The sequence below is a fragment of the Halocynthiibacter sp. SDUM655004 genome (assembly GCF_026015885.1).
In the GTDB taxonomy this organism is placed as follows: Bacteria; Pseudomonadota; Alphaproteobacteria; order Rhodobacterales; family Rhodobacteraceae; genus Falsihalocynthiibacter; species Falsihalocynthiibacter halioticoli.
This window is the reverse complement of the sequence record NZ_JAPDUG010000002.1, coordinates 39,270-58,390: the sequence shown is the minus strand read 5'-3', so window position 1 is coordinate 58,390 and position 19,121 is coordinate 39,270. Positions and strand designations below refer to the sequence as shown.

At 51.6% G+C, this 19,121-nt stretch carries 19 protein-coding genes; 4 read left to right on the top strand and 15 right to left on the bottom strand.

The features are described from left to right. Window positions 1-131: 131 nt before the first annotated feature. Window positions 132-407, top strand: a complete 276-nt coding sequence (locus N9C89_RS07985) for a hypothetical protein (RefSeq protein ID WP_263953358.1) — start codon at window positions 132-134, stop codon at window positions 405-407. A gap of 151 nt (window positions 408-558) precedes the next feature. Here N9C89_RS07985 and N9C89_RS07980 read toward each other — a convergent pair whose 3' ends face one another. Both N9C89_RS07980 and N9C89_RS07975 read right to left on the bottom strand, forming a co-directional pair. After that, a complete protein-coding gene (locus tag N9C89_RS07980) occupies window positions 559-1,860 on the bottom strand; it encodes a UDP-glucose dehydrogenase family protein (RefSeq protein WP_263953357.1) in 1,302 nt (433 codons plus the stop codon). A gap of 137 nt (window positions 1,861-1,997) precedes the next feature. After that, complete coding sequence (locus N9C89_RS07975) at window positions 1,998-3,869, bottom strand: polysaccharide biosynthesis protein (protein ID WP_263953356.1); 1,872 nt, start codon at window positions 3,867-3,869, stop codon at window positions 1,998-2,000. A 457-nt stretch (window positions 3,870-4,326) separates the two neighbouring features. Here N9C89_RS07975 and N9C89_RS07970 point away from each other — a divergent pair, with 457 nt between their 5' ends. Continuing rightward, window positions 4,327-5,457 (top strand): glycosyltransferase, encoded by a 1,131-nt coding sequence (locus tag N9C89_RS07970; RefSeq protein WP_263953355.1) that lies wholly within the window; start codon window positions 4,327-4,329, stop codon window positions 5,455-5,457. Window positions 5,458-6,214: 757 nt separating this feature from the next. Here N9C89_RS07970 and larB read toward each other — a convergent pair. The 5 genes from larB to N9C89_RS07945 are packed head-to-tail and all read right to left on the bottom strand — an operon-like array spanning window position 6,215 to window position 11,341. Beyond that, entirely contained in the window at window positions 6,215-6,871 is a 657-nt protein-coding gene (gene larB, locus N9C89_RS07965) for a nickel pincer cofactor biosynthesis protein LarB (RefSeq protein WP_263953354.1), read from the bottom strand. Then, entirely contained in the window at window positions 6,868-7,644 is a 777-nt protein-coding gene (locus tag N9C89_RS07960) for an adenine nucleotide alpha hydrolase (RefSeq protein WP_263953353.1), read from the bottom strand. Before N9C89_RS07960 ends, larB begins: the two co-directional genes overlap by 4 nt. Then, window positions 7,637-8,800, bottom strand: coding sequence for a nickel pincer cofactor biosynthesis protein LarC (gene larC, locus N9C89_RS07955; RefSeq protein ID WP_263953352.1), 1,164 nt, complete (start codon window positions 8,798-8,800; stop codon window positions 7,637-7,639). The genes N9C89_RS07960 and larC overlap by 8 nt, the downstream gene beginning before the upstream one ends. Further along, window positions 8,797-10,086 (bottom strand): nickel-dependent lactate racemase, encoded by a 1,290-nt coding sequence (larA, locus tag N9C89_RS07950; protein ID WP_263953351.1) that lies wholly within the window; start codon window positions 10,084-10,086, stop codon window positions 8,797-8,799. Before larA ends, larC begins: the two co-directional genes overlap by 4 nt. Continuing rightward, window positions 10,076-11,341 (bottom strand): glycerate kinase, encoded by a 1,266-nt coding sequence (locus N9C89_RS07945; RefSeq protein ID WP_263953350.1) that lies wholly within the window; start codon window positions 11,339-11,341, stop codon window positions 10,076-10,078. Before N9C89_RS07945 ends, larA begins: the two co-directional genes overlap by 11 nt. A 91-nt stretch (window positions 11,342-11,432) precedes the next feature. On the opposite strand from N9C89_RS07945, the gene N9C89_RS07940 reads away from it, so the two are divergent. Together N9C89_RS07940 and N9C89_RS07935 are read left to right on the top strand one after the other, a co-directional pair. Continuing rightward, window positions 11,433-12,206: a FadR/GntR family transcriptional regulator gene (locus tag N9C89_RS07940; RefSeq protein ID WP_263953349.1), complete on the top strand. Its 774-nt coding sequence runs from the start codon at window positions 11,433-11,435 to the stop codon at window positions 12,204-12,206. Between the two features lie 124 nt (window positions 12,207-12,330). After that, window positions 12,331-12,870, top strand: a complete 540-nt coding sequence (locus N9C89_RS07935) for a chemotaxis protein CheD (RefSeq protein ID WP_263953348.1) — start codon at window positions 12,331-12,333, stop codon at window positions 12,868-12,870. A 37-nt stretch (window positions 12,871-12,907) separates the two neighbouring features. Here N9C89_RS07935 and N9C89_RS07930 read toward each other — a convergent pair whose 3' ends face one another. The 8 genes from N9C89_RS07930 to N9C89_RS07895 form a co-directional block, all read right to left on the bottom strand. After that, the gene (locus N9C89_RS07930) at window positions 12,908-13,270 is read right to left on the bottom strand and encodes a hypothetical protein (protein WP_263953347.1); all 363 of its coding nucleotides are present in this window, start codon (window positions 13,268-13,270) and stop codon (window positions 12,908-12,910) included. A gap of 9 nt (window positions 13,271-13,279) precedes the next feature. After that, complete coding sequence (locus tag N9C89_RS07925; RefSeq protein WP_263953346.1) at window positions 13,280-13,666, bottom strand: response regulator; 387 nt, start codon at window positions 13,664-13,666, stop codon at window positions 13,280-13,282. Further along, window positions 13,657-14,529, bottom strand: coding sequence for a CheR family methyltransferase (locus tag N9C89_RS07920; protein WP_263953345.1), 873 nt, complete (start codon window positions 14,527-14,529; stop codon window positions 13,657-13,659). The genes N9C89_RS07925 and N9C89_RS07920 overlap by 10 nt, the downstream gene beginning before the upstream one ends. A 38-nt stretch (window positions 14,530-14,567) precedes the next feature. Further along, window positions 14,568-15,035, bottom strand: a complete 468-nt coding sequence (locus N9C89_RS07915) for a chemotaxis protein CheW (protein ID WP_263953344.1) — start codon at window positions 15,033-15,035, stop codon at window positions 14,568-14,570. 3 nt (window positions 15,036-15,038) lie between these two features. Continuing rightward, the gene (locus N9C89_RS07910; protein ID WP_394358504.1) at window positions 15,039-17,273 is read right to left on the bottom strand and encodes a chemotaxis protein CheA; all 2,235 of its coding nucleotides are present in this window, start codon (window positions 17,271-17,273) and stop codon (window positions 15,039-15,041) included. 29 nt (window positions 17,274-17,302) lie between these two features. Continuing rightward, on the bottom strand, window positions 17,303-17,668 hold the full coding sequence (locus N9C89_RS07905; protein WP_263953342.1) for a response regulator: 366 nt from the start codon (window positions 17,666-17,668) through the stop codon (window positions 17,303-17,305). Further along, on the bottom strand, window positions 17,665-17,940 hold the full coding sequence (locus N9C89_RS07900) for an STAS domain-containing protein (protein ID WP_263953341.1): 276 nt from the start codon (window positions 17,938-17,940) through the stop codon (window positions 17,665-17,667). The genes N9C89_RS07905 and N9C89_RS07900 overlap by 4 nt, the downstream gene beginning before the upstream one ends. A gap of 113 nt (window positions 17,941-18,053) precedes the next feature. Continuing rightward, window positions 18,054-19,037 carry a glucokinase gene (locus tag N9C89_RS07895; protein ID WP_263953340.1) on the bottom strand — a complete coding sequence of 328 codons (984 nt, stop codon included), beginning with the start codon at window positions 19,035-19,037 and terminating at the stop codon, window positions 18,054-18,056. Window positions 19,038-19,121 lie beyond the last annotated feature (84 nt).

The window sequence follows — 19,121 nt, the reverse complement described above, 5'->3', positions numbered from 1 at the left end:
TAATACTTCGCAACAACATTGGGTGAGCGCAATTCTGCTTAGTCAATTTGACGGTATCTGATGTCATGTAATATTAATGTGACAAGGTATTGGGGACAAAGTACCACTCGTTAGGGCAAAGAGGTAACCAGATGGTAATCGGGCTAAACAAATTTCGGAGTGCAGTAGCGGAACGTCCGCAAACCGATGAAGTTCGTGACAATGTAACTTACTTCAAAGCGAGAACACGCATGCCGGCGATGCCGGTCGTGGAAACACCCGACGATTACCAAAGCGCGATCGAGAAATATCAGGATATCTGTAAGTCTATCGAGATGAGCGATTTCAACGGAATGAAATCAGCTTGGGCCGATGAGCTCTGCCTGCGTCTCGTAGATTACGAACTGCAGCACGGAATAGACGCCTAAGCTGGCCGCGGCTCCAAAAGAGCCCCAAATCATAGAAGTGGGGAAGGGCGCTTTCAGGCGCCCTATTTTTTTGGCTGGTGGATGCTTGGGTGTCAAAACGGCCTCGCGCCTTCAATCAAGGCGCGCAAGACCCTTCCTCCCGAACGGGCTTTTAGCGCCCGATAGAAGTATAGGTGAACCCAGCGGTTTTTGCTTCGTCCGGGTCATAGATATTACGGAAGTCAGCCATTTTTGCATCCTGCATCTCGCCAGCCAAACGCGCGAGGTCCAATCCGCGGAATTCGTTCCATTCCGTAAGAACAACGATTGCGTCTGCATCCTTGGCCGCCTCGTATGGATCAGCTTCCCATACAACAGAAGGCAAAAGCTCTTCGCCCTCTTTGCGGCCTTGTGGATCGACCACATGAACCTTGGCCCCAGCACCCACAAGCGCAGGAACGATCGTCAACGATGGGCTGTCTCGCATGTCGTCGGTGTTCGGTTTGAACGTAACGCCGAGCACGACGATCTTCTTGCCCGCGACTTTGTCGTCGCAGAGATAGAGGATCTTGTCGGTCATCTTGCGTTTTCGCTCGTCATTGATGTCGATGACCTGCTCGACAATCTTGATCGGGCTGGCGTGTTCTTGGCCGATGCGTGCGAGCGCCTTGGTGTCTTTTGGGAAGCATGAGCCGCCATAGCCAGGTCCGGCGTGAAGGAATTTGTTGCCGATGCGGTTGTCCATGCCCATGCCTTTAGACACAGATTTGATGTCGGCTCCGACCTTTTCGCAAAGATCGGCGATCTCGTTGATAAAGGTGATCTTGGTGGCAAGAAATGCGTTGGCCGCATATTTGATCATCTCGGCGCTCTCAAGATCGGTATAGACGATCGGCGCTTCACGAAGCGCAAGCGGGCGATAGATCCGAGCCATCACGTCTTGTGCACGTTCGCTTTCAACTCCAACAACCACACGGTCAGGTCGCATGAAATCCTCGATCGCAGCACCTTCTCGCAGGAACTCAGGGTTAGATGAAACGTCAAACTCTGCGGTTGGGTTTTCTTCGCGAATGATCTCTTCGACCTTGCGGTTTGTGCCGAGCGGAACAGTCGATTTCGTGACGATGACAGTATAGCCCTTGAGCGACCGCGCGATCTCTCGGGCCGCATCAAAAACATAGGTTAAGTCGGCATGGCCGTCCCCGCGGCGGGTCGGGGTGCCAACAGCGATGAAGACTGCATCTGCTTCAGCAACCGCTTCCGGCAAATCGAGCGTAAAGGACAGGCGGCCATTGGCTACGCTGCGCGCCATAATTTCTTCAAGGCCCGGTTCAAAGATAGGAACCTCACCGGCTTTGAGCGCATCGATCTTAGCTGGCATCTTGTCGACGCAAACAACATCGTGACCGAAATCCGAAAAACATACCCCAGACACAAGCCCAACATAGCCCGTGCCGATCATTGTTAGCTTCATTTATTGTCTCGCTTTTCGGTCTTAGAAAATATCGCGTTGAAAATCAGAGACAGGCCCAAGTGAGTCTGTCTCCTCATATGTATTGTTGAACTATGGGAAAATTTTGACAACGCCAAAATTCCTGCGCTGCGGTCGTGTTAACCTGATTGTTTGGCTTCTTGCGGTTGATGATAGTCTTCGATCCAGTGATTCAGGATTGAACGGCATCGTGCCGTCTCGCCGCTCTCGATCGCTTGGTTCAAATCGCGGATTGCGCTTTGAACTTCGAGTTCAGAAAGACAGCCCTCCTGCGCACGCATAATCTTAGGATGCGGTGTGTTGAGGATGTTTTCGCCAATGAGCAGTTCTTCATAAAGCTTTTCGCCCGGACGCAAGCCAGTGACGACGATCTCGATATCACCGTCGGGATTTTGTGGGCATTTCAGCGTTTTACCAGACAGGCGGATCATGCGTTTGGCGAGGTCGAGGATCGCGACCGCTTTGCCCATATCCAGAACAAACACGTCACCACCGCGCGCAAAGGTTCCCGCAATCAGCACGAGCCGCGCGGCTTCTGGGATGGTCATGAAATAGCGGGTCACTTCGGCATGCGTAACCGTTACAGGGCCGCCACGCGCGATTTGCTCGCGGAACAGCGGGATAACAGAGCCAGAAGAGCCAAGCACATTACCAAAGCGCACCATGGAGAAAAGCGTTTTGGGGCTGCGGCTGTCGATGTCTTGTACGATCAACTCGGCGAGGCGTTTCGATGCGCCCATTACGTTGGTCGGGCGAACGGCCTTGTCGGTTGAGATGAGGATAAAACGCTCGATTTCCAGCTCGCGCGCGGCATTTGCCAAGACACGTGTACCAAGAACATTGTTGCGCAACCCTTCGAGCTCGTTGCTTTCGACCAGCGGCACGTGTTTGTAAGCCGCAGCGTGCAGGACGATATCAGTTTGATGGATTTGCATTGTCCGAACAACGCGGCGCTTGTCGCAGACAGAGCCGAGCGTTGCGACAATCTCAACGCCAGCAGCTTCGGCGAGTGGGCGAAGCTCTTGATCAATGGAGTAGAGCGCAAATTCGGAATGTTCGAACAAAACGATCTTGCGCGGATTATGCTTTAGAACCTGACGGCACAGTTCCGATCCAATCGATCCACCAGCGCCCGATACAAACACCGACTTGTCAGCATAGACATCCGAGACACCGGGGAGGTTCAGATCGACCTTATCGCGGCCGAGAAGCTCATCAGGGGAAACCTGACGGAGGCTTTCGACCAGACCTCTACCGGCGATGATCTCATTGTAAGAGGGCAGCGACAGCACCTCGGCTCCGAGATCGGCAAGCTTGAGTGAAATCCGACGTTTCTGTTCTTCGGTAGCCGAAGGTGTCGCCAGAATTACAGATTCAATTTTGCCCTTTTCAATGAGGCTCTTTAGCTTTTCCGGATCGCAAACAGGCAAACCACCCATGATCACGCCATGGAGCGAGGGGTTGTCATCCACAAAAACAATGGGTTTGATTTTGGAGCGGCCAAGCGCAGAAGCAAGCTGGTTACCAGCAGAGCCAGCGCCATAAATCGCAACGGGGCGGCGTTCGTGGCCGTGATCATAGAGCACTTGAAGAAGTGCGCGACCGGTAAGGCGAGACCCCATTGTTCCAAGGAACAGCAGAATCCCGAAAATCAGCGGAACAGAGCGCGGCGTCGCAAGGTCAAGAATATAGCACGTACAAATCGAAACAACTGTCATCGCAATTGCAATTAATGCGGCTTTGCCGATGTCTCGAACTCCGAAAGTCGAGAGCTTGACCCGCGAAAAACCGAGCAAAATATTCGCGGCCATTCCAAAGCAAAGAACAGTGGGGAAGAGTATCCAAGACTCCGAAACTTGTGCCCAAGGTGTAAATTCACCATAGCGGAGCGCAAACGCAGCAAACAGCGCGACAGGCAAGAGCACCGCATCTACCGAGAGGTAGATCAAGCGTTTGACTGAACGAGGAACAGTATCAATGAAATTGTGCATGGTAAAAATAACCAACTACCTACAGTACTAATTAAGAAACAAAGCCGTCACACAATCGGCAGTTTCCTTACTATCAACTTGAGTGCTTCAAGTAAAACTTATTTAAAAAAAGATACTTAATTTCAGGAAGTTTCCTTTACGTAAATTAGGTAGTTAGTCCAGTTTTCAAGTTTTGTTGCGACTTTCGAAACAATCGCGGTGGCGAGCGCTTTACGGGCTCGTAAACCTTGTGCGGGATGCTCAAAATTGCGGCTCATTCAAAAAACTGAATAAATTGGCTGGCTTGGATGATTTGGGAGGACTCTTGCTTACGGCAAGGGCGCTAAGAATCACGGAACTGATGATTCTTTTCGATTTTGTGCCACGCAGCTCGTGGACTTAATGGAGGAGTTTCATAAAGTAGCGGAACGTTGCGGTCGTTACGTTGCGCAAGATTTGTAAGTTTAGGATTGTTGAATTGAGAGTATTGCATTGCATTACGGGCCTCGGGTTTGGTGGCGCACAAGTCATGCTATTCCGGTATTTGAAAGGTTTGGGAGAAGCGCGCAGCAATCACGAGGTGGTGTCGCTCCTTCCGCCTGCACATTTCTCGCATGAAATCGAGAACCTTGGTGTACGCGTTACAAGCGCGGAGTTGCCGCAAGGCAAATTCAATCTCAAGGGACTGAAAAAGATCCGGAGTCACATCAAGGACTTCTCTCCCGACGTAATCCACGGTTGGATGTATCATGGGAACTTCGCGGCAAGCGTGGCCAATTTCGGGCTTGGTTCATCAAAGCGGATGGTCTGGTCGGTTCATCACTCTCTACATGACATAAACGCCGAGTCCCGCAGTACGCAAATGCTCATAAAGCTCTCCGCCCCTATGACGAAACGGCTTGGCGCCGTTACATACTGTTCAAAGCAATCCCAGACACAGCACGAGGCATTTGGCTTTTCATCTGACAAATCTGTTTTGATTCCGAACGGCACAAATATGGAGGAATATCACGCTCGCCCCGCAGCGCGTTCGTTCCTCTGTTCGCTTGGAGGCATACCGGAGAGCCGTATTTTAATAGGCAATATTAACCGAAACCATCCGATGAAGGACCAGCTTTCGTTAGTGAAGGCGGCCAAGAAGCTCATTGATCGCGGTCGCGATATCCATCTGATTTTCGTTGGAGAGGGGCATGAGGGCGGTGAAGCAGCACAGGCTGTCGCGGCATTCGGTATGCAAGATCGGTTCACGATTATTCCCGCACGCAATGATATCCCCGAGATCGTTCCGGGGCTTGATGTCTTCGTTTTGTCCTCGGCTTGGGGCGAGGCATTTTCATTGGCAACCGGCGAAGCAATGGCAAGTGAAGTGCCGGCTGTCGTAACAGATGTGGGGGATAGCGCGTGGTTGGTTGGTGATACGGGTGCGGTGGTGCCGCCATCAAATCCCGACGCGCTTGCCGATGGGATTGACCAGATTATCGCGTTGCCAGAGCCAGAACGCAAAGCGCTTGGCAAGCGCGCAAGGGCGAGAATTGATACAAAGTTTTCGTTGGACCGCTACATCAAAGCACATGATGACCTTTACCATCGTGTGGCGGAGTCATCCTAATAGCATCGTGACAATGGCGCGCACATAATTCATTGCCACAAGAAAAATCCATTTCGAGAGCAGCTAATATTTTCATTCTGAGAAGGGTTATGAAAAGGGAGCCGAACGGGCAGGGCGATCAATGTCGCATGTTCGGCTCCCTTTATGAAACGCGTTAAGCCGGCACGAGGCCTTTCAATAAAAAAAACAGAAATCAAAAAATCAGCCGTGATGGGGTGGCGGATCCGATCGTTCTGTTGCCGTAACGCGCCTCACACTCCCCGGAAATTCCGGCGCACTGGTTAAAGTACTGCGAGACTAAATAACAAACACACAAATTCACTCGATACGCACTGGCACACACACACATGCCACGTCCAACTCGATTGCCCACAATTCAAATAGAGGTTTTAACACATTCTTTTTATGGAAAGTGTTCTAACGCCGCTGCTGCGATTGTGTCAAGACAATGGCGAGAATTCGCCTAAAAAAGACAGCGGCCGGAGAGGGTGGAGCGTTTCTGATTGGTGTGTTTGGATAAGTAATTAAAAATATTTAAAAAATTAATGTGTACGCCGGGAAATACCTTGATGGATGTGCCTTGGATTGTGCTCGCATTGGGGCTTGCGTCACATTTATGACATAAAGTACGCGGCGAATTTAGGCGTTTGTTTAGATTTTAGATTAACCCTTGCGCTGTACTAAAACTTGCGGCGCAAGGGCTATGAACTTTTTGTTTCGGGCCGCGCAACAATTTTTGTTGAATTGGGCTTATGTCTCAATCTTCGCGTGATTTGGCGTGAAGCAAAATCTTGGCTGCCGCAGCGCTAGCGCCAAATCCGTTATCGATATTCACCGTAAGTACGCCCGGTGCACAGCTTGCAAGTGCGGATGAAAGCGCAGCATTTCCACCTTGCGAAACGCCGTACCCGACCGAGGTTGGAACCGCGATAATTGGTGCATGCAGTAGCCCGCCGAGCACTGAAAATAGCGCGCCTTCCATTCCGGCAACCGCGATCACCAGTGGCATTTCCTGTAAAGTTGGTAAATGTTTCTCGAGCCGCCAAAGCCCCGCTACGCCGACATCCTGTATGAGCAACGCATCGAGCCCAAAGAAACGCGCGCAAACATAGGCCTCGCGTGCAATTGGGGCATCCGACGTCCCGGCAGATACTATCGCGAGTTTCGGCGCGTTTGCTGGGGCCTTCGCCAAATAGGAAGCAGTTCGGGCGTGCGTGTCGATGTTCATCGGGAGGTCTTCGAGCGCTTTGATTTGCTTTGGTGATAGGCGCGTCACAAGAAGTGGTTTGGCTTCTTCGATATGGCTGTTGATTATGTCGAGCAGCATGTCGAGAGGCTTGTGCTCTGCAAAGACGACCTCAGGAATGCCCGTCCGTGCCGCACGTGACCAATCAAAAATCGTGTGGCTTTTCATACCGCTTCACCCTGAAGAAACGCGCTTCCACGGCGATAGGGATAAGCCCCGTCAAATACGCGGTCATGTGCCTGACAAAAGGCATTGATGTGCGCAATCGTGTCCGAGTCCGCTGGCGCATTTGTTTCGAGACGTATGCCGGTTTTGGTAACCCTGCATCGAATATCGGTTGACGAGAGCCGCTCTGTTGCCAGTTTTTCAACTGCATGAACGAAAGCCAGATCCGCAGCGTCTATTGCAATTCCGGTTTCGATCCGGCTCGCTAAACAGGGCTGTGCGGGGAGCGCAGCGATTCCAGAAAGTCCAAGTCCGCTCGCAAGATCGCGTAATTCGCGTTTAGAGATGTCGGCCATAACGTAGGGATGCACCACATCTTGCTCTTTCGCCGCAATAAGGCCGGGGCGATATTCGCCCAGATCATCGGTGTTTGTACCAGAAGCAATTGGCCCAGAGCAGCTTTCTGCAATGCGGGAATAGAGGTTCGACTTACAAAAATAGCATCGGTTTGTCGGGTTCTTCAGATAGTTAGGGTCGGAGAATTCACGCGCGTTGATGACCCGCAAATCCCACCCTTCAGAACTAGCAAAGGCGCGCACGCGGTCCGTTGCTTCGTCTGGAACGGCGGGCGATATGGCATGTGCGATAGTTGTGTCTTTGAGTTGGCGCGCCGCAATCGTCGCCAGAGTGAGGCTATCCACACCTCCGGAAACCGCGATTGTCAGGCGCGGAAACTGTGAAAGCACATTAGACAATCGCTGATACGCATCACTCATCGCTGTCTCCTTTCGTCGCATTTGAGGCCAATGCACGACGCTGTTCCAAGCCCGAAAATGCCGCAAGATCATCGCTTTCGGCCTTGGCGCTCGGGCCACTTGGACGCTCGACAACCTTGATCGCGATGTTGCCGCTTTGGCCGTGTTGACGAGAAAGGATGCGTCGCGCGACGGTTTCTATACGCAATCCAATCGTAGACGTTTCGTTAAAGCAGAGCGTCGCGACGTCTTCGCCCGCATCCGGCGTGGTAAGCACACGAAACCCGTAGTTCGGGCGGGATTTTTTGCCAAAGCCTTGCGTGAAGCCAACATCGATCACACCTTGATGCGCGCGGATATGTTCGGCCGATGTGGCGATTTCCTCTGGCGTCATATCATCGATTTCAAATGAGATTTGCGTTACCCAATCGGTTGTTGTTTCAATCGTGTCGCTGCTCTCAAGTACAAGCACGCGCAAGATATTGGGGATGTTCTTAAAGGATTTTTGCCCTGCACCCGTTCCGATGCGGGTCAGTTTGCCGCTGCTTTTCTGGTGTGCCGGGTTCAAGAATTTTAGGATCGCCGCACCCGTTGGCGTTATGCGTTCGCCCAACGCGCCATCGTCAAAGCAGTCGAACCCCTTCAGAAGATGTGCGGTTGCGGGGGCAGGGACCGGAATTTTTCCGTGTTGAGATTGTACCAGTCCTGACCCAATCGGCAATGAGGAGCACGACCAGGTTGCGGTGCCAATTCTAGTAAGGAGTGCGGCAGCGCCGATTATGTCCGCCAAAGAGTCCCAGTCCGCAACCTCGTGAAAATGCACGTCGTCAACAGAGACGCCGTGGCAAATCGCTTCGGCTTCGGCCAGTTGCGCGAATATCTCGATAGCTGTGCGTTTCGTCTCTTCGGAGAGGGCGCAGGCTTCAATGAAGCCTTTGATGTTCCGCCAATGGCGGGTTGCAGGCGCGGTTTCGGTGATTTCGAATGTGACCTGCGTCGCGGCAAATCCGGATTTCTTGATCGTATCCCTCTTTAGGGTGACATGTTCCAACAGTCCGGCAGTTGCCAAATCTTCGCTCAAGCCTGCTTCGTGTTCGGGAAAGGCTGAAAGCATCGCCGCGAGGAACATATCGCCCGAGACGCCCCCGACAACATCAAGATGGATATGAGCCGTCATGCCGCCGAACGCGCTTGCGGAACGACATAGGGACCTTCCGGAATAACCGCGATTTCAGGGTCGGCATGCATCGCGATACTGTCCGCGATTGCTTGCTTCAAGTCGGTCGCGCGCTCAACGCCTGTGACGGCAAAATCGCTCTCTGGTAACCCTTCGGAATACAGAACAACCTTGCCAGCACGCATTGGCTTAAGCTGCATTTCCGTCTGCCATTCGTCGACATCGGCAAAGGATTTCGCCAGCAGGGATTTCAAAAAGGCGTCGGGCCCCATGGAAACCAGTCGTTCTTGCGCGGCTCTGAAATGATCGGAGCCGACCCCTTCACCACAGTGCGAGGCAATGATCAATGTGCCGTCCGGCGCGAGAATGTCGAGCGGCGTCACCATGCCCTTAACTGTTTGATAGTAGGTTTGATCAAGCGGATAACCCGCCGCAGAAGTCACAACGGTTTTGAATTTGCGACCAACAGGAATTTCGGTAAAGGCCCGCACAAACTCAACCGCCGCGAGATGGCTTTCGATAATTTCGCCAAAGCTTGTGAACACAAGGTTACGATCTTCGTCAATCACGGTGTTCAAGGCGTAAATTTCGCCAAGCATCCGCACGATTTCGAGTTGCTCTTCGTGTAGTGGGTTATCGACCAAATTGCACTCTTTTGCGGCGGGGTCTTCCATGAACCGCGCGGAATGAAAGGTGCGAATGGTTTCGTGATGAGCAACACCGGGAGCAACAACTTTTCGTCCACCAGAGTAGCCGGCCATGAAATGCGGCTCCACAAGTCCAGTCGCAATCCGCAGGTCTGCGTCCACGAGGCGACGGTCGAGCTTGACAGGAACGCCGCGGCCTTTGGTTGTGCCGAGGTCGATATGATCCTCGTCATTCAGGGCATAGTGGTTTTCAACGGCAACATTCTCGAGAACCCAAGGGTCGCCGACAAGCTCGGCAAGCTCTTCACCGAGGTTTGGCCGATGCAACCCTGTAGCAATCAAAACCGTGATTTCAGATTTAGGAATCCCTGCGTCAATCATTCCTTCGATCATGGGCCGCAAGAACAAGTGGTTCGGGACGGGGCGGGTAATATCGCAAATCAGAATGCAAGCCGAAGAGCGGTTTTGGCACAGAGACTTAAAGTCTGCGCCCGCGACAGGATTTGTCAAAGCGGTGGCAATTTGTTCGGTCGCATCAGGGCAGGGCGGGAATGCAGGCTTGTTGATAACAGTGGGTTCTGCCGCTTCGGGAAGGTTAACCGAGATGCCGTTGCGGCCGTATAATAGATCAATCTTCATCGGATGCCTCCACGTATATCGCTCTGAAATCATTTACGTTTGTATGGGTCGGGCCAGTATTAACCAAACCATCGACACTCTCAAAGAAGCTATAAGCGTCGTGACGAGACAGAGCGCTTAAGGCTTTGTCCCTGTCGGCTTGCGCAAACTGGTTCGCTCCCCAGATCGCGCCTGCGTTATGCTCCGACCCATCGCGTCCATCGGTGTCACAGGCCAGTGCCGAGATGCCGTCTTCGCCCCAGACGCCTAGAGCAAATCCTAGCAGAAATTCGCTGCAACGTCCGCCTTTTCCTGCTTCTCCAGTGACGGTTACCGTTGTCTCCCCGCCGGAAATTAGCACCGCAGGCGCCTTTGCCGGTTGGCCGTGACGCTTAATTTGCGCTGCCATGCCAGCCATAACCTTTCCTGCCTCACGCGCTTCACCTTCGATTGCGTCACCTAAAATTAGTGGGGTCACGCCGTATTTTTCCGCAATCTTTGATGCCGCCTCAAGAGAGGCCTGAGGCGCCGCGACGATATGTGTTTCGGCTCGTTTGAAGGCGGGGTGGTCGGGCTTTGGCGTCTCTCCATCAGGGCCGTTTAGAACAGCAAGAATATGGTCGGGTAGATCGATGCCGAAGCGTTCGATGATCTTTAAAGCGTCCGAAGCGGTAGAGGTATCCGGCACCGTCGGACCGGACGCAATGATTGACGGGTCATCACCCGGTACATCGCTTATGGTTAATGTCACGACGCGCGCAGGAGCCGCCGCGACCGCCAATCGACCGCCCTTCGTTGCGGATAAATGCTTGCGCAGAACGTTCATATCCGAAATCGCGGCACCACTCGCCAACAGTTTCTTATTCACGAGAATTTTGTCTTCAAGGCTCAAGCCAGCGGCGGGCGCAGACATCAGCGAGGACCCACCACCAGAAATCAGGCATAGCGCAAGATCGTTTTCAGTAAGTGTTTCGAGCAGTTCTACAATACGTTTGGCGGCTTCCTCGCCCGCGGCATCCGGTACCGGATGGCTGGCTTGAACGATCTCAATACCCTTTGTCGGCAGGTCCGCGCCATGTGGAACGATCACAATTCCTTCGCATGGGCCCCATTCGGCTTCTACGGCCTGTGCCATTCTGGCCGACGCCTTACCCGCGCCGATAACAACAACGCGGCCGCTTGGTTTTTCGGGTAAATATGTGGGTACGGCTTTGAATGGGTCAGCGGCATCAAGTGCTGCATCAAACATTTCGCGAAGGAGTTTTTCGGGTGTCATGATCGGCAATCCGTTTGAAATTTCTTGAGTTATGCAGGATTGTCAGGCAATCTGTCAATCTCTGACGAAATGTAAATTGGTTGTCCGCCTCATGTTTAAACCGGTTGAACAAATCCCAAGGTATCGACTTGTCGCTCAACAAATCGCTGAGCGTATTCTTGAAGGAGACCTGAAAGCCGGACAGAAAATGCCGGCCGAACGCGAGCTTGTTGAGCAGCTTTCCGTTTCCCGTGCGACGGTGCGTGAAGCGTTGATTGCACTTGAGATCAGCGGTTTTGTCGAGAACCGTTTTGGAGCTGGCATGCAGGTTTCAACTCATCCACCCTCGACCAATACGTTAAGCGCGTTGGTCACGCCCGGCCCGTTTGAACTTTTAGAGGCAAGGTTGCTTGTTGAGGGAGAAACAGCTGCACTCGCTGCTGATCATATAACTGACGCGGAACTGGAAAAGCTCGAAGAGCTCACAGAGCAAATGAGCGGGGAACATGAGAACGAATTTTGGGGCGACAATGCTGACGAGTTGTTTCACCTCACGATTGCACGCGCGACTAGAAATTTGGCGCTGGAGAATACCGTTCTTGGTTTTTGGCGGCAGCGCGTACAGCTTCCAATGTGGGTAAAAATGCACGGTCGGGTAAATGTAGCTCGGATGAAGCCTTCGCTCGTTCAGGAACACCGCGCGATCATAGAAGCTCTAAGAAAACGGTCCGCTGAGGAAGCGCGTCTGGCAATGCGTCACCATATTTCGCAATTCGGCATTCAACTCCTTGAGGGTTGGAAAGAGCATGACGAAACATGCGAGAATTCGGTTTCGCCCGCCTTGAAAAGGTTAGCGCATATAATAGAGAGTTACCGATACTCTTGATCCAAAACGGCGCTTATTCTGCCGATAGTCTTAAGACTATGTTGATGTCTGTTGCTGTAACGTCGGAAGTGATACTGAAATCTTTCGGGTGTTTCCCGACTGAATGATTGTTCTTCGGAGGCGCATGACCAAACATTCCTCTAACCGACGAAGCGGCTTGCCCAAGAAACGGATATCAATCTGTCAGGGCGAACATGCTGTCGAAAATTCTCCTGATGTTGTGATTTCGACAACTCTTGGGTCTTGCGTTGCGACTTGTTTGTGGGACCAAACCGCAAAAGTCGGGGGAATGAACCATATTCTTTTGCCAGACAGTATCTCGAACTCGGGCATTGAAAATTTGCATGGTGCGGCGGCGATGGAAGTACTCATCAATGCACTACTTAAGCGTGGCGCCTCAAAGTCACGTCTGCGCGGCAAAATTTTTGGTGGTGCGCAAATGGTTTCGGGCCTTTCAAGCATCGGACAGGCGAATGGAACATTTGTGCGCAATTTTTTGCACCAAGAAGGTATTCCGATCTATGCTGAATGTCTGGGAGGAGTATCTGCGCGCCGTGTGGAATTTTCACCCGTTTCCGGCCATGCGCGGCAGAAACTTATGAAAGCCAAAGTCGAAGAGCAGGCTCTAGTGCGGGCACAAACTAATGACGTTGAGCTATTTTAGTTGTTCAAACATCTTTGATGTCAGCGCGGTAAAGTTTTCAGAACAGTGTGACGCTCCCTTTGGAGCTTTGGGAGTGTTCTAGGCAGGTTTCAGCACAAAGCCTGCTGGAAAGGCTGTCCAGTTTTACGAAACTTTTTAGCAACTCAATATTGATTGATGTGTGATTGACTGGCCCAGTTTCGTTTCGCAACATTTGTAGTGCGCGAGAGATTCCCGAGAGTTTTTGAGCAATTTCATCAAGACTTTGCAATGAACTAATCGGCTCGGTCTGTAGAATGTCCAATCCATCAGTTAATTCAGATAACGTCGACTGCAACTTGAGCACTTGTGTTGACATCTCAGCGACTTCAGCATCGACGCACTCGAGAACTTTTGACAGCGAAACAGAAGAGTTGCTCATTGTTCGACCCTAAAGACGGCCCACAACGGCTTCTATACAAGCCTTGAGTTGAGCAGGGTCAAAAGGCTTCTTTAGAAAATTGTTCATGCCTAGCTGTTTCCCTTTTTCGATTATTTCCCGGTCAGCGCGGCCAGTGATAAGAATGAATCCGACCCCTTTCGTTTTTGGATTTTGGCGGAGTGCATGTAAGAGATGCAACCCATCCATTTCTGGCATGTTGTAGTCCGAGATAACGAGATGGACTGGCGTACGCTCCAACGTAGAAAGTGCAGTTCGGCCATCCGCCACACTCCCAACATTTCGTATACCAAATGCGTCGAGTGCTTGAGTGATTAAGCCTCGGCTTGTTGACATGTCATCAACAACAAGGATGCGGAGTTGATCTCTTAAAGACATTGGCTTTCCTCGGAGCTGCGCGGCCGTAGTTGTTTCTCGCCGGTTTCGCTTGATTTTTGATAGATTGTCATGCCTCGCGACTTAAGCAGTGGCGCTGAATTTTCCTGAACGCGCTCGGAGTGACCGACAAAGAGCCATCCGCCTTCATGTAGGATGTTTTGAAATCGAGACCAAAGTTGCTTTTGCGTGTCTTCGTCAAAATAGATGACAGTATTTCGGCAGAATATGATATCAAAGTGACCTTTTATCGGCCAGTTCTCGATAAGGTTAAGCTGTTTAAAACTAACAAGGTTTTGAATTTCAGAAACAACTCGAATAGAGCTCTTTGTCTCGGTTTCAGACGATCGGAAATAGCGATCTTGGTGTGCTTTAGAGACATTTGTTAAGTCACCGACCTGATATTCACCAAGCCGAGCAATTTCCAAGACGTTTGGATCGATATCCGTTGCTAAAATTTTTACGTCACAGTTTCCAACTTCGGGAAACCCTTCGTGGATGGTCATTGCAATGCTATAAGCTTCCATACCAACAGAGCACCCGGCTGACCAAATTCGAATTTTTCCTCCCTTCGTCGCATGCTCAATGATGGTTGGAAGAATTTCTTTGCCCAAAGTTTCAAAGTGATGCTTCTCGCGGAAAAAACTGGAAATGTTGGTTGTGAGAGCTGCGACCATGTGGTGAATTTCTTCCTTGGCATTATTGCCGCACAGCAAATCACAATACTGTTCAAAATTCTGCAGTTTCAGAATGCGCAATCGCTTGAGAAGTCTGGAAGAAACGAGTGAAGCCTTTGTGTCTGGAAACATCAGGCCTGCGTTCTGTTTTGCCAGCTTTGAGACGAGCAGGAACTGGTCTTTGCTCATTGCGGTGTTTCCCGTAACAGCGTTAGAAAGAGCTCGTGTCATGCTGCCTCCGAAGAGGAAGAGAGAAGGGCGGCTCGTAGATCAAGAACGCGTAGCATTCTGTCTTCGACAATCGTAAGGGATTCTACAAAAATGTTGTTTGTGTCCGCTGCCATTTCAGGAGGGGATTGAAGCTCCTCTGTTTTGATCGATAGGATGTCCGAAACCGCGTCAACCAATAGCCCCACGGTTTCCTCACCGGATTGCACAACGATGAAGACATTGCGCTCGGAGGGATCAGTTGAATGTTGACCAAGTCGGGCAGCGAGATCGATGATGGGCAAAACTGTGCCCCGAAGGTTGATAACGCCCCGTACGAATGGAGGCGAGTGTGGAAGCGGTGTTGCACGAGTCCAGCCGCGGATTTCACGAACTGACATTATATCAAGCGCAAACTCCTGCTCGCCCACACGAAATGACAAGAGTTCGATTTCCGATGTTTTTGAATTCGATAATTGGTTTGACATTGGCTATCCCGCGAGAGCTGTTTCGGTTGAAAGTTTGGTGCGCCCACTGGCACCTGCAACGATGTCTACCGGGTCAAGAATGAGAGCGATTTGTCCGTCACCTAAGATTGTAGCAGCTGCAATTCCTGGGACGCGACCGTAGCTTTCTTGAAGCCCTTTTATGACAACTTGTCTTTGATCGTTTATCTCGTCGACAACGAGAGCCGCCCGGCTCCCATCTTCGTGCGCGATCAAAAGAACAATTGAATCGACGTAGTCAGGCTTTGGTTTTCGGTAGCCAAGCTCGGTTCCGAGGTCGAGTAGCGGCACGAATCCGTTTCTTACTTTTAGAACAGATGTCTGCGGGCCGAGCGTGTTTAGATCACTTTTCCCGATGGTAAGCGTTTCTTCGATTGTATTAAGCGGGACTACTAAAGTTTGCCCAGCAACTTGGGTGACCATACCGTCAAGCACGGCGAGTGTCAGAGGTAGACTAATCGAGAAAGTTGTTCCTTTGCCGGGCGTTGAGTTTATTGAAACTCGACCACCCAGTGCTTGGATTGAGCTTCGAACAACGTCCATCCCGACGCCGCGACCAGAAAGATTCGAAATTTTGTCGGCTGTTGAGAACCCGGGAAGGAACAAAAGATTGTCGATTTCTGAATCGGTTAGCTGGCCGTCTTTGGTGACGAGTTCTTTTTCTTGTGCCTTTTTCAGAACTTTCTTGCGGTCAATACCCGCGCCGTCATCGGAAATCTCGATCAGGACACGGCCTGAGCGGTGGCGCGCAGATAAAGTAATTTCTCCAGTTTCTGGTTTGCCGTTTGCAAGGCGCGTCTTGCTATCCTCTAACCCATGGTCGACAGCATTCCGGATCATATGGGTGAGAGGATCTGCGAGCCTTTCGATCACGGTTTTGTCGACTTCTGTAGCGTCACCGTCCGTTTTTAGCCGGACAGTTTTGCCGACATCGGCGGAAGCTTCGCGCACAATTCGAGCCATTCGCTGAAATAGTGATTTAACAGGTTGAGCACGGATCATCATAACACTGTCTTGAATGTCACGTGTTAGCTGTTGGAGCTCGTCGAGACCTGTAAAAACGGGTGTGTTTGATGGCAATCCAATCTGTGCAACGCTTTGAGACAACATTGCTTGGTTAATGACCAGCTCTCCGACCAGGTTCACCAATCGATCAACACGTTCTAGATCGACACGAACCGTCGCTCTTGGCTTAGTAGCAGGTGGCGTCTGGGCAGGTTTCGGTGAGACCTCTAAGGGGATTTCTGCTGCATTGTCAGAAGCATTTTCTACAGTTTGATCCGCTGAGGGAGCTAAATTTTCGGTCTGAGCAGGAGTTGCTATAGCGTTGCTCACTTCGCTTGAGCTTACAACTTGGTCTGTTGCGGCTTCGTTTGGTAAGATGTCAGGCAGACATGAAACTTCAGCATCCATACCATTAGATTTGATTTCCAAGTCGCAAATGTCTGAAACGAAATCAAAAACCTCTCTGATCTGGTTTTCATTTTCTTCAGTTTCAATTTTCAACTGCCATTCCAAATAGGAGTTTTCGGGCTCAAGTTTGGATAGTTCGGGCAAGCACTGAGTGTTGATATCGATTTTTACAACACCAATTTCTCGGAGGGTCCTAAAGAGATAGAGGGGCTCATTCCCCGTTGCGTAGAGCTCGCTAGTGGGCTTGAAACGTATCGTGTATTTGGATGGTTCCCTCGCTATCGTATCTTCGCCAAATAAGCTGTCTGCAGACGTCAACGGTGGTAAGTCTACGGCGATATCGTCAAGAGCATCTAAATCCGGGAGATCAAGGTCCAATGTAAGGCCAGTGGCTTGAAATTCAGCGGGATCAATTTCGTCTTCCTCCGCGTCTGCTCCGGTTAAAGCAATCAGTTCCTCACAGACCGCCAAGATCGCGGATTGATCAGTTTCGAGCGCATCTCGAGAAGCGCGCACGATGTCGCTAAGGACGTCTGCAGCTCGAAAAAATAGTTTCAATGCTTCGGTATCAACCGTGAGTTCGCCTGCGCGCACGGCGTCCATAGTTGTTTCAAAGCGGTGAGCGAATTGCACAAGTTCGTCCAGCCCGAATGCGCCGGCGCCGCCTTTTATTGAGTGAACCGCGCGGAACACAACATTGATCGTTTCGGAGTCACCACTGCCGTCTTCCATGGACGTAAGGCCGTCTTGAAGCGCCTCGAGCAGTTCCTCGCATTCTTGGAAGAATGCCACACGGATTTCGGCCATTGGATCATTGGGATCGCTCATAAATGCTCCTAACCAGTCACCATTTGAAGGGCGCGTACAAGTTTCTCGGGGTCAAAAGGTTTGACGATCCAGCCCGTTGCACCGGCACTTCTTGCGCGTGCTTTCAGTTCAGGTGCGCTTTCGGTGGTCAGCACAAGTATTGGGATAGCGCGATGTTCCGGCGTTTTGCGAACGGCATCAATAAATCCGAAGCCGTCGAGCCGTGGCATGTTTATATCCGTTATGATTGCATCGGGCATGAAGTCTTGCAGAACTTCTAGGCCGTGCTGTCCATCCTCAGCCAGGGTTGGTTCAAAGCCAGCCTGTCGTAGGCTTAGGCTGATCATGTCGCGCATCGTGCGGCTGTCATCAACTGCGAGAATATTGAGCGTCATGCGACCTCTCCTTCAAAGCTTTCCGGTGTGAGGCCGCAGAGGGCGAGGTCTTGAACGCAGGCATCGGTTGGATTGCACATACGAAAGGTGCGCTGATCTTCTTGCCACTCCTTTGCAGCAGCAAGCAGGACTTGCTGGCAGAGGCTCCCAATATGGGACACGCGCGAGGCGTCGATCACAAGATCGGAGCCTTTCTCCGCAAGAATTTGGCGGGCGAGGGGCGCTGCATCGCTCAACCCCAAACGCTCGCGCAGTTGAATTTGCGCGCTCATTGCGGGTTTACCGCAGTTTCATTTGTAGGTGATGTCACAAGCGCCCCCTTTGATCCGGTTCCTTTGGATCGTTGTAGGGGGAAGAATCTTAAGAAGGCCTTACTGCAGGCAATTCAGTTTTCGTTCATGCGATCGTGTAAGTGGTTGGCGCACCCGATCAACGCCGCATAGTCATCGGAAATGGCCGTAACTGCGAAAGTGTCTTGAAACTCCGCAAAGCGACCTTTGTCACGGAAAGCATCTGCAAAGCCAAATTCTCCCATGAATGGGACCATGGCGCGCCCGACGCCGCCAATCAGAAAGATGCCGCCAAATGGAAGATGTACAAGCGCCAGATCGCCAATAACATCGCCAAGTTTACGGCAGAACGTTTCTACAGATCGCAGTGCCACATCGTCATCCCGAGCGGTTGCCGAGGTCATGATCGAGGCAGCGTCCTTGCGGGTTTCACTATTGTTTTCAGTGGCATGAAAGGCGTAGATCCGTTCGAGTCCGCGGCCTGACAACAGGTCTTCTACGCCGGGAAAGCCGTGGGCCTTCTCAACGAAAGCACTGAGGACAAGATCTTCTTCAGAACGGACAGGGAGTGTGATGTGGCCACATTCCGACGGCGCAACAAAGCGGCCTGCATGTGTTCGCCAAACGGGCGCTGCGTTAAAGCCGGTGCCGACTCCAACCACCAGTTGCGCGGCATTCGGGCCAGCTGCTTTTCCAGGTAGAATTGTCGTCAGAGCGTCTGCTTCGAGATGGCCAAGTGCGTGCCCCTGCGCTTGAAGATCGTTCAAAATTGAAACAGTTTCTGCACCCGTCGCCTTGGCAACAGTCTCGGAATCAATCGTCCAGTCGAGGTTGGTCATTGTTGCAACCGAATCCCGAACTGGCCCAGCAGCGGCGACGCAGGCGCCAAGGCAATCAACGTTTCCTTCTGATGCCATATAGGCTGCAAGCACCTCTTCGAGGCTTCCGTACTCAGCATTGCGAAAACGCCGAACTGAGTCCGCAACAAGCGACGTGCCTTCGCATAAGGCGACGCGTGTATTGGTGCCGCCAATATCAGCAAGCAGGGAATAGTGGTTGGCGCTGCGCGAAGTAACCATGGATTTGCTTTCAGGATGGAGAGGCGACGTCGTCGCTTGTGTTGGTTCGGGTTTCGGAGGAGGATAGATAATTCAGTTTGTGAA